The organism is Kitasatospora sp. NPDC049258 (genome assembly GCF_040678895.1).
Taxonomy (GTDB): Bacteria; Actinomycetota; Actinomycetes; order Streptomycetales; family Streptomycetaceae; genus Kitasatospora.
Map to the genome: position 1 here is coordinate 38,118 of NZ_JBFAQT010000030.1, position 12,653 is coordinate 50,770.

Genomic DNA, 12,653 nt, shown 5'->3' on the forward strand with positions numbered 1-12,653 from the left:
CGTCCCGGAGCGCGGCCGGTGCGGTGGCCCGGGCTCGCCGGAGCTCGGTGATCCTCGCCCCGATCGGGTGCGGATCGGCGCCGCGCAGGAGCGCGAGGATCTTCCGGCGGATCAGGGTGGAAGGTCCGTCGTGCCCAAGCGAGTTGAGCGACGGTCGCCGCCAGTATGGTGGGATCGCACGGCTGGAGGATGCTCGATCCGCCGCCCGGGGTGCCCGGGGCGTCGGGTCGGTCGATCCCCAGGAGGGCCGCCGCCAGGCCGCGCAGCACCTCGGCGCCGACCAGGACGACCAGAGCCCTGCGGGTCGGCCTGCCCGGCCAGCCGCAGGAAGCGCGGCATCTGCCGGGCCACCGCCCGGAACGTCACATCCCGCCGGCCAGTTCGTGCTCGGCCCAGCCGTAGTCGTATCTCATCGGGTCGCCGAACAGCAGCCGCTCGCTCCTGTCGTCGCGATGTCGGGCGGGGCAAGACCGGGCACGGGCACCCGTGCTCGCCGGGCGCATCCATCGGGATCCGGCGGCCGGCGACGGGAGTTCACCCGCACCGCTCCGCTGCGGCCCCGGGGGCAGGGGCCGACCGCCCCCGGCGTGGCGGTGCTGCTGGGCGTGCGGCGGGCCTGCTCGCGATGCAGAGTCGGAGGGCAGCCGGGTGCCTGTTCCGTGGGCCCACCCGGCCCGAAGCGAGGAGCAGATCGTGACCGCTGGGCCGTCCTTCCGACCGTCCACCCTGCCGCCGTGGCCCGTGCGCCTGCCGCGCCAGCCCGATCCGCGCCGGCCCGACCCGCGCCCGGCGGACATCCGGTGAGCACCGGCGCCGCGCCCACGGACACGCCGACCGACCCGAGCGAGCTCCGCGGTCCCGGCGCCGACGCGGAGCACCACCGCCGGAGCGTCGCTCAGGCGTTCACCCGGATGGCGGTCCGTGGTGACCTGGAGCTGCCGATGCCCGGCGGTGGTCGGACCCGCGCCCGCTGGGAAGCACTCACCCGCTGGGCCCAGCGGGACCTCTCGCTGGCCCGGCTCGCCGAGGGGCACACGGACGCGGTGGCGATCCTCGCCGAACTCGGTACCCGGGGCCCGGCGGATCTCCCGGCGGGCCGGGACGGCGCTCGGTGGGGGGTGTGGGCGGCCGAGCCGCCCGGCTACCGGCTGGAGGCACGCAAGGTCCCGGCCGGGTGGCGCCTGTCGGGGGTGAAACCGTTCTGCTCGGGCGCCCGGGTGTGTACGCACGCGCTGGTGACCGCGCGTGAAGGGGAGCGACGGCGCCTGTTCGAGGTCGAGGTCGCGCAGCCCGGGATCGCGCCGCTGCCCGACAGCTGGCCCGGCCCGGGGATGGCGGGCAGCGACACCCTGGACGTCGAGTTCGACGCAGTCCGGGCCGTCCCGGTCGGCGAGCCCGGGGCCTACCTGGAGCGCCCCGGATTCCACCACGGTGGGATCGGTGTCGCCGCGTGCTGGCTCGGCGGTGCCCGCGCCGTCGCCCGCACCTTGCTGTCCGCCGCCCGGACGTGGGAGCTGGATCCGCACGCCCTGGCGCACCTCGGCGCCGTCGACGCCCGGCTGGCCACCGTCGACGCCCTGCTGGACGGCGCGGCCGCCGCCGTCGACGCCGACCCCCACGACACGGCCGGCGCGGCGCATCTGCGCACGATGCGGGTGCGCGCCGCCGTGGAGAGCGCCGCCGGCGAGGTCCTCGGCCGGGTCGGCCGGGCGCTCGGGGCGGCACCGCTCGGCCACGACGCCGTCCACGCGCGAGCCGTCGCCGACCTGACCGTCTACCTGCGCCAGCACCACGCCGAGCGCGACCTCGCCGCCCTCGGCGCCGCGGCCCGCGCCGCCCACCTGGACTGGGAGGACCGGTGAGGAGCCGCCCGGCCCGGCCCCGTCCCGCTCCCGAGCCGGCACCGCGGCCTTCCCCGCCGCCGTACCCGGCCGATCCGATCCAGGCGGCCGGCACACCGGAACAGGAGTGGCAGGCCTGGCCCGGATTCCGCAGCCTGCCCGTCCTCGACCCGCTGAGCCGGCTGCCGGCCGGCCCGGGCCGGCGACCGCGGGTCCTGGTCGTGGCGGCCCATCCCGACGACGAGGTGCTCGGCTTCGGCGGCACGATCGCCCTGCTCGCGGCGGCAGGTATCCGGCTGCGCCTGGTGTCCGTCACCGAGGGGGAGGCCTCCCACCCGCACAGCGACACCCCGGTGGCCCGTGACCTGGCGCCGGTCCGCACCCGCGAGCTGCGCCAGGCCCTGGGCCGGCTGGGCGCCGACGTACAGGCGGTGAGCCTCGGGATCCCCGACGGCCGGGTCGCCCGGTACGAGCACGAGCTGACCGGCCTGCTGGCCGGCCAACTGCGGGACTGCGACCTGTGCGTGGCACCGTTCGGCCAGGATCTGCATCCGGACCACGAGGCCGCCGGCCGCGCAGCCCTGGCGGCAGGCGCGGCACGGGACGTGCCGGTGTGGGAGTACCCGGTGTGGGCATGGCACTGGGCCGCACCGGGTGATGCCCGGCTGCCCTGGCACCGGGCGGCCCGTATCCAGCTCCCGCCCGGCGCGTTGGCCCGCAAGCACGCCGCGCTGGAGTGCTTCCGCAGCCAGACCCGGCCGCTCGGCGCCGGGCCGGGCGACGAGGCGATCCTGCCGCCCGCCGAACTCGCCCACTTCCGCCGCGACTTCGAGACGATCTGGCGATGACCGCCGCCCGCCGCCGCGCGCAGCAGCCCGCGGGTACGCCGGGGGAGTACTTCACCCGGATGTACGCCGCACGGTCCGATCCGTGGCAGCTCGCCGACCGCTGGTACGAGCGGCGCAAGTACGCCCTCACGCTGGCGGCCCTGCCGAAGCCGGTCCACCGCAGCGCCTTCGAACCCGGCTGCTCGGTCGGCGTGCTGTCCGCGCTCCTCGCCGACCGCTGCCGGGCGCTGCTCTGCTGCGACCGGGAGGAACGCGCCCTCGCCCAGGCGCGCCCACGCCTCGCGCACCTGCCGCAGGTCCGGGTGGAACACCGCGTGCTGCCCGCGGACTGGCCCGAGGAGCGCTTCGACCTCGTCGTCCTCTCCGAGCTGCTGTACTACTTCGCCGCGGCCGACTGCGCCGACCTGCTGGACCGCGCGGTGCGCTCCCTGGACCCGGGCGGGACCTTGCTCCTGGTCCACTGGCGCCACGAGGTCGCCGAGCACGTCCGGAGCGCCGACGCCGTCCACCGGCAGGCCCGCGCCCATCCGGCCCTGGTGCGGATCGCCGCGCACACCGAGCCGGACTTCCTCCTCGACGTGTTCACCCGGCCCGAGCGGCCCGGCACCCCGGCGGAGCTGCTGTCGGTCGCCGCCGGCGAGGGGCTGTCGTGATCCGCGCGCTGGCCGTGGTCGTGCCGGCCCGCGACGAGCAGGAGTTGCTGGGTGGCTGTCTGGAGGCGGTGCACCGGGCCGCCCGGCATCCGCGGGTACGGGACCTGCCGGTGCGGGTCGTGGTGGTCGCCGATGCCTGCACGGACGGCACCGCGGCGATCGCCCGCCGGCACGGCGCGGAACCGCTGGAACTGGCCGCGGGCAACGTCGGCGCGGCCCGCGCGGCCGGCAGCGACCATGCCCTGGACGCCGCTCTCGCGTCCCGGCCCGGTCTTGCCCCCGACGGCGTGTGGCTGGCGCACACCGATGCGGACTCCCTGGTCCCGGTCGGCTGGCTCGCCCAGCAGCTCGCCCATGCGGCCGCCGGCTGGCACGCCGTGGTGGGCACCGTCCGGGTGACGGACTGGAGCGGTCACCCCGACAGCACCGCCGCCGCCTTCCGACGGCACTACCGGCAGGGTGGGTGGTTCGCCGGGCATCCGCACATCCACGGTGCGAACCTCGCCGTGCGGGCCGACGCCTACCGGGCGGCCGGCGGCTTCGAGCCGCTGACCGTCGGTGAGGACCGAGCCCTGGTCGCCGGTTTGGAGGCCACCGGGCACCGGGTCAAACGCACGACCCGGTGCCCGGTGGCCACGTCCGCGCGGCGCGGCTCCCACGTCCGCGGCGGATTCGGCGACTTCCTTCAGGACCTCGACGCGCTGGCCGGGTGACCGCCGAAGCCCTGCGGGTGGTGTCGCGCTGTCCGCGACGGCCAGGTCCCCGGCCCGTGGCGGAGGTGGTGGCGCCGCCCGGGTCGGCGCTACGGGGTCGGGGTGAGTGTGGTCGTCAGGCCGGTGAGCAGGATGTCGAGGCCGCGTTCCAGCTCGGCGGCGCCGTCGTAGGTGGCCAGGGTGGTGGCGAGGCCGCGCAGGAGGGGGAATTCACCGATCGGCAGGCGGTGCAGGCCCAGGCGCAGCAGGTCGTCGGTCTCCTCGGGGTTGTCGACGAGTTCCTGGAGTTCGTTGAGGATGTGGCCGTGCAGCAGCCCGAACAGGGCGCGGTAGATGTGCAGGGCGTCGGAGCTGCTGAAGCCGGCCCGGGTGAGTAACGCGAGGATGGCTTCGAGGGGGCGGAGGGTGCCCAGGGGTCGTAGGGCGAGCGGGGTGGCGAGCGGGCGGGTGACCAGCAGCGGCACGACGTGCGGGTGAGCCAGCGCGATTCGGCGGTACTGGCGGGCGACGGCGCGGAGTTGGGCGGCCCAGTCGGGGTCGGTGGGGTCCACGGTGAGGTCGTCGAGGACGGTCTCGGCGACGCCGTCGAGCAGGGCCGCCTTGTTGGGTGCGTACCGGTAGAGGCTCATCGGGTCGTGACCGAGCGCGCGGGCGAGCCGGCGCATGGACATCTTCTCGATGCCCTCGCGGTCGATGATCTCCAGCGCACACGCGAGCATCCGCTCCCGGCTGAGCTTCCCGCCCGTGGGTGGGTCACAGTCCTCGAGGGCCGGATCGACCGGGGGCGGGGTCATGTCTGCGCCTTCTCTCGCCGGGGTCGGTGCCGGCGACCCACAAGTTCGTAGACCTGCGCTGTAGACACCAGTGTAGTCCAGGAGTTCACCGTAGGCATACGACGTAGATCGGCGACCCCGGTGCCGCGCACGAGGTGACCGGCCCGGGCCGGCTGCTGGTCCTGCCGATCGGGGCCGGCAACCTGATCACCCTGGGCGTGCTGATCCACGATCCGGCCTCGCCGCTGGTGATCGCCCGTGCGGCCGGCGTCCTGCATCGAGCACACGGCGGTGCAAGTCCCCGGTGCCGCGCATGTGTTCCGGGATCCGGGGCAGTCGCTCCTCGACACTGCCGATCACCACGGAGGTTCCCATGGTTCCCCTTCTCCTCGTCCTGCTGCTGGCACTGCTCCTGTTCGGGGTTGGTTTCGCGGTGAAGATCCTCTGGTGGGTGGCGATCGTGGTGCTGGTCGTCTGGCTGTTCGGCTTCGTGGCCCGGGGTACGCACTCCTCCGGCAGCCGCCACCGCTGGTACCGCTGGTAGGACGGGCCGCCGCGCCCAGCCCCGGCGGTCGGACCGATCGCCGGCATCGACCTGGAGGTAGACGTGAACCGCAGCACCGCACCACGACGCGCCGCCGAGAAGCTCCGTGAGGTCCTGGACACCGACCTCGACCGCACCAAGGACGCGGCCGTGCACGGCGCCGAACAGGCCTGGCAGCGGATCGCCCCGCACCTCGACGCACTGGCGACCGAGGCCGGCCACGCCGTCGACCGGGCCCGCAGCACCGCCGTCACCGCGTCCCGTACCGTCCCCGGCCGCAGCGCGGCCGCGCTGGCCGCGCTGCGGGGCAAGGTCGGCGCGGCGGAGATCGAGCAGGCCCGCAGGCAGCGCGGCAGGCGCCGGGCCGGCTCCGTGGCGGCGATCGCCGCGCTCGCCGCGGCCGGGGTGCTGGCCTGGGCCTGGTTTCGCGAGCAGAGCCGGTACCAGGAGCTGTTCGAGGAGCCGCCGTACCTGCGGGCCCCCGAGCGGAGCCCTGCGGAGGCGACCTCGGCCTGACACCGAAGGCGCGGGGCCAGGAGCACGCCGCTCCTGGCCCCGCGCCTTCGGCAGGCCCGCCGCGGAGCCGACCCGAGCGCTCGGTCGTGGTCAGCGGGGGCGGGGAGCGGCGCAGCCGACGCACGTCCTCGCCGCCGGGCGGACCTCCAGGCGCTCCGGCGGGATCGGCTCACCGCACCGCTCGCAGCGTCCGTAGGTGCCGCGGCGCAGCCGTTCCGCGGCCAGCTCCAGATCGGCCAACTGCTCCCGGGCCTCGGCGAGCAGCGCGGCCACATGGGCCCGCTCGAAGGCGGTGTTCGAGCCCTCCGGATCGTGCTCGTCGTCGATCGCGACCAAGGCGTTCGCCTCGACGATCTCGGCGTACTCGCGGCCCAGTCCGGAGATCCGCGCGAGCGTGCGGGCCCGCTCCTCCGCGAGGAGGAGTGCGGCACCGCGGCCCGAATCACCCATCGGTAGGACCAACGATCCCGTCCGGCGTCGCCATTCCGCCTGCTGCCGCAGTTCCGGCCCGGCTCGCGGCGGCGCACGGCTCACGGCGCACGGCGGACGGCGGACGGCCCGGCCGGCGTACGGGTGTGCGAAGGTGCCGCGGCTCGTGGTTCGATGGGGCCGTGGGGGAGATCGGGACTGCGGCGGTGGCCGTGCTGGGGACGCTGCTGGGGGTCGGGCTGACCGCTTTCCTGCAGTTCCGCCTGGCGGAGCGCACCGAGAACAACGGCCGGGCCGGCTACATCAGGAGCCAGCGGGTGGAGGCGTACAGCGGATTCGCGGCGGCGATGGCCGAGCTGTCCCGTGCCCAGCTGAACCGCTGGCACCAGCAGCGCGACAGCCCGGGCCAGGAGGCGGAGTCGGCGCGGCTGTCCGTCTTCCAGCACCGCTCGACGGCGCGTCAGGCGCTGTTCCGGGTGCAGCTGGTGGCCGGGAGCGAGCGGGTGAAGGACGCGGCCCGGGCCGCGTTCGAGTCCCACTGGCCGCTCGGCGAGGCCGCCGACGAGGCGGAGTCGGTCGCGCTGTCCACCGCGTGCCGGCAGACGGTCGAGTCATTCGTCGCCGCGGCCGCCGAGGAGATCGCGTAGGCCGTCCGGCGAGTGCTCCGTGGCGGCTACTCGTGCCCGGTGAACATCTCGACCAGGCTGTGGGGCGCGTTGTCGCCGAAGAGGAGCTCCTGGAGGAGGTTGCCGTCGACGGCGGCCGCGGCGCTGCGGGGGAACAACTCCCGCTCGTACGCGGTGAGCGCCGCCTCGAGGTCGCCGGGGTGCGCGGCGAGGAGGCGGCCGAGCTCGGCGCCGTCGTACATGGCCAGATTGGCGCCCTCGCCGTTCGGGGCCGAGAGGTGGGCGGCGTCGCCGAGCAGGGTCACCCCCGGCACCCGGTCCCACCGGTGCTCGGCGGGCAGGGCGCTGAGGGTGCGCAGGACCGGTGCGGTCTCACCGTCGGTGATCAGCGCGGTGAGCTCCGGCGCCCAGCCGTCGAACTCCCGGGCGATCCGCGCGGCGGCCGCGGCGGGATCGGCGAAGTCGATGCCGGCGAACCAGTCCTGCGGCGCGGAGAGCGCCACGTAGGTGTGCAAGGTGCCGCCGCTCTCCCGGTGGGCCTGGATCCCCTTCCCCGGTGCGAGCGCGAGCATCGACCCGCCGCCGACCACCTTGGCGCTCGCCGGGTGCCGGGTGTCGCCGTCGAACAGGTAGGTCTCGACGAACGATCGGCCGAGGTACTCGGGCACCGCGTCGGAGAGCAGCGGCCGGACCTTCGACCACGCGCCGTCCGCGCCGACCAGCAGGCTGGTGGCGAGCGTGCTGCCGTCCGCGAAGGCCACCTCGTGGCGGCCCGCGCCGAGCGCGCGCACGCCGCTGACCTTGTGGCCCAACCGGACGGTGCCGGGCGGGAGCGATTCGAGCAGGATCCGCCGCAGCTCGCCGCGCAGTACCTCGGGACGGCCGCGCTCGCTGTCGTCCTCGTACAGCACGCTCCCGTCCGGGGCGAGCACCCGGGTCGCCTCGCGGCCCTCCAGGACGAGGCCGCGGAACTCCTCCATCAGGTCCGCCGCCCGGAGGGCCGCCTGGCCGTTGTTCTCGTGGATGTCGAGCATCCCGCCCTGTGAGCGCGCCGTCGGGGAGGCCTCGGCCTCGTAGACGGCTGCCGGGATGCCGTGGACGTGCAGGACGCGGGCGAGGGTCAGGCCTCCGAGGCCGGCGCCGATGATCGTGACGGGTGTGGTCATGGGGGCTCCTTGCGGCTATGGACCGTTCCGGAACACTCTGGAATAGCGTTCCAGTGCCAGCCTGGAGCGGCGTTCCAACGATGTCAAGCTGGAACGGGGTTCCACTGCTGTGGCAGGATGGCCGGATGGCAACCAGGGCGCGTCGACCGGAGCGCCGGGAGGAACCGCTCTCCCGGGAGCGCATCGTCGAGGCCGCGATCGGGATCCTCGACGCGGCGGGTGAGGGCGGGCTCACGTTCCGCGCCCTGGCCGAGCGCCTCGCCACCGGGCCCGGGGCGATCTACTGGCACGTCTCCGGCAAGGACGAGCTGCTCAACGCCGCCACCGGCGCCGTCATCGCCGGCGGCATGGCCGCAGCGGCCGCCGGGGCGACGCCGCAGGAGGCGATCCGCGCCCTGGCGCTCGGCGTGTTCGACGCGATCGACGCCCACCCGTGGATCGGCACCCAGATCGCCCGCGCCCCGGCGCGGTCACCGATGCTGCGGGTCTTCGAGCACATCGGCCGCCAGGTCCAAGCGCTCGGAGTGCCCGAGGCCGCCCGGTTCACCGCGGCGTCCGCGCTGCTGAACTACATCCTCGGGGTGGGCGGCCAGAACGCGGCCAACGCCCGTGGGGCCCGGCCGGGTACGAACCGGACCGCGTTCCTGGACGCCACCGCGACCGCCTGGGCCGAGCTCGACCCCGAGGAGTACGCGTTCACCCGGGGCGTCGCCGGCCGGCTGCGCGATCACGACGACCGGGTGGAGTTCCTGGCCGGGATCGACCTGATCCTCGCGGGAATCACGGGAATCACGGGAATCACCGGGAGCGCGTCAATCGCCGATGGCCGGTAGCCGGTCGGCCTCCTTGGACTCGACCCGGCCGAGCGGGTCGGGCCCGGCCGCCAACCGGTCGCACGCCGTCCGCCAGGCGGGATCCCCGGGGTAGAGCTCGGTGCGGAGGTAGGCCCAGGTGAGTTCCTGGACCGCGGCGACCCGCTCCGGGTGCTCGTCCGTGGTCTCGGCGACGTCGTACCCGGAGATCCCGCCGAGCCCGTGTTCCGCGCCGAACAGGGTGAGCAGCGACGTGCGGCCGGGGGAGAGGGTGTACGGGTCGGCGTGCCACTCGGGGCCCCGGACGGTCAGGTGGGTGGAGGCGTCCTGGTCGCCGGCGACCACCAGGGCGGGTGTCGTCATCCCGCTGAAGTCCGTGGTCAGGAGGAAGGGGTAGTGCTCGGCGATGAACCCGGTGAGGGCGTCGCCGCCCCGGCCGGGCGCGGCCAGCAGGACGCCCGCCTTGATCCGGGGCTCGGCGAGGCTCGCGACCGCGCCGTCGAGCGGATCGGTGAGTCGGGCGCCCAGCAGCAGGCTCGCGGTGTGCCCGCCCATCGAGTGCCCGGCCACGGCGATCCTGCTCCGGTCCAGCCGCCCGCGGAGGTGGGGGACGGCGGCCTCGATCAGGTCGAGGCGGTCGAGGATGTGCGTCATGTCCTCGGCCCGCGACCGCCAGTACATGGGTGCGCCGGGGGTCTCGGGGGGCAGCTCCAGGGTCGTGGAGCTCAGATGGGTGGGCTGGATGACGACGAAGCCGTGCGCCGCCCAGTGGTCGACCAGCGGTGCGTAGCCGTTCAGGGAGGAGAGGTGGTGCGAGAAGCCCTGGCCGTGCGAGAGCAGGACGATGGGCAGGTCGCTCCCGGTCGCGGGCGCGGAGATCCGCATCTCCAGGTCGACGGCGCGACCGGGGATCGGCAGCACCACCGGGCTGATCGAGAGGACGGGAGCGGGTGCGCCGCAGGGGTCGGCGGGGCGGATCGATGCACTCATGGGGTGGGTCTCCGTTCGGCGGCCTCTGCCGAGCGCCGGCCGCGTTCTGCGGGTGGCGGGCGAGGCGGGCAGGAGTGGGCGGCGTCCGCTACGATTCAAGCGGAGCGTTGTTCCGATTACGATACGGAGCGCTGTTCCGCTTTGTCAACGACCGCCGGAAGGAGAACGTGGTGCCCGCTGCAAGCCCCTCCGGGGAGGTGCCGGCCCGCAGCAAGCGGGCCGACGCGGTGCGCAACCAGCAGACCTTGCTCGCCGCCGCCGCCGAGGTCTTCGTCGCCTCCGGCGTCGATGCGCCGATCCGCCAGATCGCGGCCCGTGCCGGCGTCGGGATGGGGACGATCTACCGCCACTTCCCGACCCGGGCGGATCTCGTCGTCGCGGTCTACCGGCACCAGGTCGAGGCGTGCGCCGAGGCCGGCCCGCGCCTGCTGGCCGACACCGGCTCCCCGTTCGCGGCCCTGCGCGCGTGGGCCGACCTCTTCGTCGACTTCCTGGTGACCAAGCACGGCCTCGCCAACGCCATGCAGTCGGACAGCAGCGGATTCGACGCGCTGCACGCCTACTTCCTGGACCGGCTGGTGCCCGTCTGCGCGCACCTGCTCGAGGCTGCGCAGGAGGCCGGCGAGATCAGGCCCGGGACGCACGCCTACGAGCTGATGCGCGGCATCGGCAACCTCTGCATCGGGCGGGACGGCGACCCGCGCTACGACCCGCGCAGGCTGGTCGACCTGCTCCTACGAGGACTGCGACCGTAGCCGTCCCGGCTCGCGGCCCGGCACCTCACGGGCCGCCACCCCGCTACTCCGCCGGCCCGCCGGTTGCGGTTGGATGGCCGCATGACCGACACTGCCGCCGAGCGGCTCCGCGAGGCCGTCAGCCGGATCGCGGAGGCCACCCGGGACCGCGTACCGACCGGCCTGCGCCCCGAGCAGGCCGACGACCGCGAGGGCACCTTCGCCTCCGACGGGGCGCTCGGTTTCGACCCCTTCCCGCTCCTGCGGGCCCTGCACGAGGCCGGCTCGCGCGCCGCGGTGGTCGGGCAGGTCGCCGGCATCCTGCACGGCTCGACCGACCTGACCGGCGACCTCGACCTGCTCTGGGACGGCTCCGTCACCGAGGCCGGCGCGCTGCGGGCCGCCCTGACCGCGGCCGGCTGCACCGACCTGCCCGACCTCGACCTTCCCCAGGCCGGCTACCGGGTGAGCGGCGTCAGCGGCGACCTGTGCACCCCGGCCGTGCCGTGGGGCGGCCTCGACACGGCGGCCTGCCTGGCCCGCGCCCTGAGCACCGTGGATCGCTCTGGCATCACCATCCGCTACGTCGCGCTGGACGACCTGATCCGGATGCGGCGCGCCATCGGCCGCCCGAAGGACCACCGTCGCGCCGACGAGCTCGAACGCCTGCGCCCCTGAACGGCCCTGACCACTGGAGCAGGGGGCCCGGCGGTGATCGCCGAGCCGCTCGTCGGCCGGTCAGGCCACGGTGATGGTGAAGGGCGCGCGGTTGTTCGCCGGGTCGGTGTCGTCCGGGCCCGTCACCGTGACACTGCCTCCGGTGAGGACCGTTCCGCTGCCGAGCAGGCCCGAGATCCGCGCCGGGATCAGCGCGGTGGCCGTGCGCCCCTGGGGCAGTCCGGCCGGGAAGACGCAGCGGACGGTGTGGCCGAGGGGGCCGGCCTGGCAGTTGTCGGGGAAGAACGGTCCGACCGCCCGGGCGCCCGGCGGCATCTCGATCGTCACGGCGAAGGCGTTGGCAGTGGTGTCGGGGCCGTTGTTGGCGACGAAGCCGTGCACGGTGGTCCCGCCGCCGGGCGGCGCCGGATCGGGATCGAGCCGGACCACCGTGAGATCGGAACGGGACGGGGCCGCCGCTCGGGCCGCCATGGCGGGTGCCATCGCCGTCACCAGGACTGCGCCGGCGACGAGCAGCGTGCGGGTACGGGTGCTGTGGGTCATGCGAAACCTGCCTCGGGGTCGTGGCGCCGCCCGCCAGGGGCCGGCGCTCCAGCACATGGCACCCATTCATTCGCGCCCCCGCCCGGAGCGCTCGCCGGTGCGGGCCATGACAACCCGATCGAGCGACCGCGGGCTCCGAGCCTGACCCGAGCGGAGGAGCGGCCAGCCGGGTGAAGCACGGCCGGGCCGCTCCGCGGCACGACCGTGCCAGGGCTCAAGGAACGTGCGTCGACGGACGAAGTCTCAGGTGACCGCCATCTGCAGGGCCTGCCGGCGCTGGGAGCGGTCACCTCGTGAACGGAGATCCCATGCGACTGGCTGCGCGCTGCGCGTCCGCCGCACTCGTCCTGATCGCTCCCCTGTGCGCCGCTAGGGCGCGGTGGCCCACGGAGCATCCGGGCGGTCCGCTCCGGCCCCGCTGCACCGGGCCGCCAAAGCGGTACCCGGCGAGTACATCGTCAGCGTGCACAAGGGCCTGGACCCGGCCGCCACGGCCCGAAAGCTCCGGGGCGTCGAGCCCCTGCACACCTACCGCAGCGTCCTGAACGGGTTCCCCGCCCGGCTGGACGCCGCCCGGCTGGAGCAGGTGCGAGCCCTGCCCGGGGTGCAGGCCGTGCAGGAGAACGCGCGAGCGCGCCGGAGGCCACCAGGACGCCCGCCTCGGCGAAGCGGGAGGCCGCCTCCAGCTGGGGGCTGGACCGCGTCGACCAGCAGCAGCTGCCGCTGGACGGGTCCTTCACCGTCAAGGGCGACGGGGCCGGTGTCACCGCCTACCTGATCGGCACCG

16 protein-coding genes are annotated in these 12,653 nt (G+C 75.0%); 11 read left to right on the forward strand and 5 right to left on the reverse strand.

Features of this window, described 5'->3' with window-relative positions; translation table 11 throughout:
• Positions 1–800: 800 nt before the first annotated feature.
• The 4 genes from AB0K43_RS23275 to AB0K43_RS23290 are packed head-to-tail and all read left to right on the forward strand — an operon-like array spanning position 801 to position 4,055.
• Positions 801–1,862 carry an acyl-CoA dehydrogenase family protein gene (locus AB0K43_RS23275; protein WP_363642726.1) on the forward strand — a complete coding sequence of 354 codons (1,062 nt, stop codon included), beginning with the start codon at positions 801–803 and terminating at the stop codon, positions 1,860–1,862.
• Positions 1,859–2,689: a PIG-L family deacetylase gene (locus AB0K43_RS23280; protein WP_363642728.1), complete on the forward strand. Its 831-nt coding sequence runs from the start codon at positions 1,859–1,861 to the stop codon at positions 2,687–2,689. The genes AB0K43_RS23275 and AB0K43_RS23280 overlap by 4 nt, the downstream gene beginning before the upstream one ends.
• A complete protein-coding gene (locus tag AB0K43_RS23285) occupies positions 2,686–3,342 on the forward strand; it encodes a class I SAM-dependent methyltransferase (protein ID WP_363642730.1) in 657 nt (218 codons plus the stop codon). The genes AB0K43_RS23280 and AB0K43_RS23285 overlap by 4 nt, the downstream gene beginning before the upstream one ends.
• Positions 3,339–4,055 carry a glycosyltransferase gene (locus tag AB0K43_RS23290; protein ID WP_363642732.1) on the forward strand — a complete coding sequence of 239 codons (717 nt, stop codon included), beginning with the start codon at positions 3,339–3,341 and terminating at the stop codon, positions 4,053–4,055. Before AB0K43_RS23285 ends, AB0K43_RS23290 begins: the two co-directional genes overlap by 4 nt.
• An 89-nt stretch (positions 4,056–4,144) precedes the next feature.
• Here AB0K43_RS23290 and AB0K43_RS23295 read toward each other — a convergent pair whose 3' ends face one another.
• Positions 4,145–4,849, reverse strand: a complete 705-nt coding sequence (locus tag AB0K43_RS23295; protein ID WP_363642734.1) for a TetR/AcrR family transcriptional regulator C-terminal domain-containing protein — start codon at positions 4,847–4,849, stop codon at positions 4,145–4,147.
• 352 nt (positions 4,850–5,201) lie between these two features.
• Between AB0K43_RS23295 and AB0K43_RS23300 the strand changes: the two genes are divergently transcribed.
• Both AB0K43_RS23300 and AB0K43_RS23305 read left to right on the forward strand, forming a co-directional pair.
• Complete coding sequence (locus AB0K43_RS23300) at positions 5,202–5,372, forward strand: hydrophobic protein (protein ID WP_363642736.1); 171 nt, start codon at positions 5,202–5,204, stop codon at positions 5,370–5,372.
• A 63-nt stretch (positions 5,373–5,435) separates the two neighbouring features.
• Positions 5,436–5,888 (forward strand): DUF5324 family protein, encoded by a 453-nt coding sequence (locus AB0K43_RS23305; protein WP_363642738.1) that lies wholly within the window; start codon positions 5,436–5,438, stop codon positions 5,886–5,888.
• Positions 5,889–5,978: 90 nt separating this feature from the next.
• Here the strand turns inward: AB0K43_RS23305 and AB0K43_RS23310 are convergent, their stop codons facing one another.
• Entirely contained in the window at positions 5,979–6,338 is a 360-nt protein-coding gene (locus AB0K43_RS23310; protein ID WP_363642740.1) for a TraR/DksA C4-type zinc finger protein, read from the reverse strand.
• Positions 6,339–6,499: 161 nt separating this feature from the next.
• Between AB0K43_RS23310 and AB0K43_RS23315 the strand changes: the two genes are divergently transcribed.
• Positions 6,500–6,964, forward strand: a complete 465-nt coding sequence (locus tag AB0K43_RS23315; RefSeq protein ID WP_363642742.1) for a hypothetical protein — start codon at positions 6,500–6,502, stop codon at positions 6,962–6,964.
• A gap of 26 nt (positions 6,965–6,990) precedes the next feature.
• Here the strand turns inward: AB0K43_RS23315 and AB0K43_RS23320 are convergent, their stop codons facing one another.
• Positions 6,991–8,109: an NAD(P)/FAD-dependent oxidoreductase gene (locus AB0K43_RS23320; protein WP_363642744.1), complete on the reverse strand. Its 1,119-nt coding sequence runs from the start codon at positions 8,107–8,109 to the stop codon at positions 6,991–6,993.
• 125 nt (positions 8,110–8,234) lie between these two features.
• Here AB0K43_RS23320 and AB0K43_RS23325 point away from each other — a divergent pair, with 125 nt between their 5' ends.
• Entirely contained in the window at positions 8,235–8,942 is a 708-nt protein-coding gene (locus tag AB0K43_RS23325) for a TetR family transcriptional regulator (RefSeq protein ID WP_363642746.1), read from the forward strand.
• Here the strand turns inward: AB0K43_RS23325 and AB0K43_RS23330 are convergent.
• Complete coding sequence (locus tag AB0K43_RS23330; protein WP_363642748.1) at positions 8,922–9,911, reverse strand: chlorophyllase; 990 nt, start codon at positions 9,909–9,911, stop codon at positions 8,922–8,924. The genes AB0K43_RS23325 and AB0K43_RS23330 overlap by 21 nt on opposite strands.
• A gap of 170 nt (positions 9,912–10,081) precedes the next feature.
• Between AB0K43_RS23330 and AB0K43_RS23335 the strand changes: the two genes are divergently transcribed.
• Both AB0K43_RS23335 and AB0K43_RS23340 read left to right on the forward strand, forming a co-directional pair.
• Positions 10,082–10,666, forward strand: a complete 585-nt coding sequence (locus tag AB0K43_RS23335; protein WP_363642750.1) for a TetR/AcrR family transcriptional regulator — start codon at positions 10,082–10,084, stop codon at positions 10,664–10,666.
• 81 nt (positions 10,667–10,747) lie between these two features.
• On the forward strand, positions 10,748–11,323 hold the full coding sequence (locus AB0K43_RS23340) for a hypothetical protein (protein ID WP_363642752.1): 576 nt from the start codon (positions 10,748–10,750) through the stop codon (positions 11,321–11,323).
• Positions 11,324–11,383: 60 nt separating this feature from the next.
• Here the strand turns inward: AB0K43_RS23340 and AB0K43_RS23345 are convergent, their stop codons facing one another.
• Complete coding sequence (locus AB0K43_RS23345) at positions 11,384–11,866, reverse strand: hypothetical protein (RefSeq protein ID WP_363642754.1); 483 nt, start codon at positions 11,864–11,866, stop codon at positions 11,384–11,386.
• A gap of 463 nt (positions 11,867–12,329) precedes the next feature.
• Here AB0K43_RS23345 and AB0K43_RS23350 point away from each other — a divergent pair, with 463 nt between their 5' ends.
• On the forward strand, positions 12,330–12,644 hold the full coding sequence (locus AB0K43_RS23350; protein ID WP_363642756.1) for a protease inhibitor I9 family protein: 315 nt from the start codon (positions 12,330–12,332) through the stop codon (positions 12,642–12,644).
• The last annotated feature ends 9 nt before the right edge of the window (positions 12,645–12,653 follow it).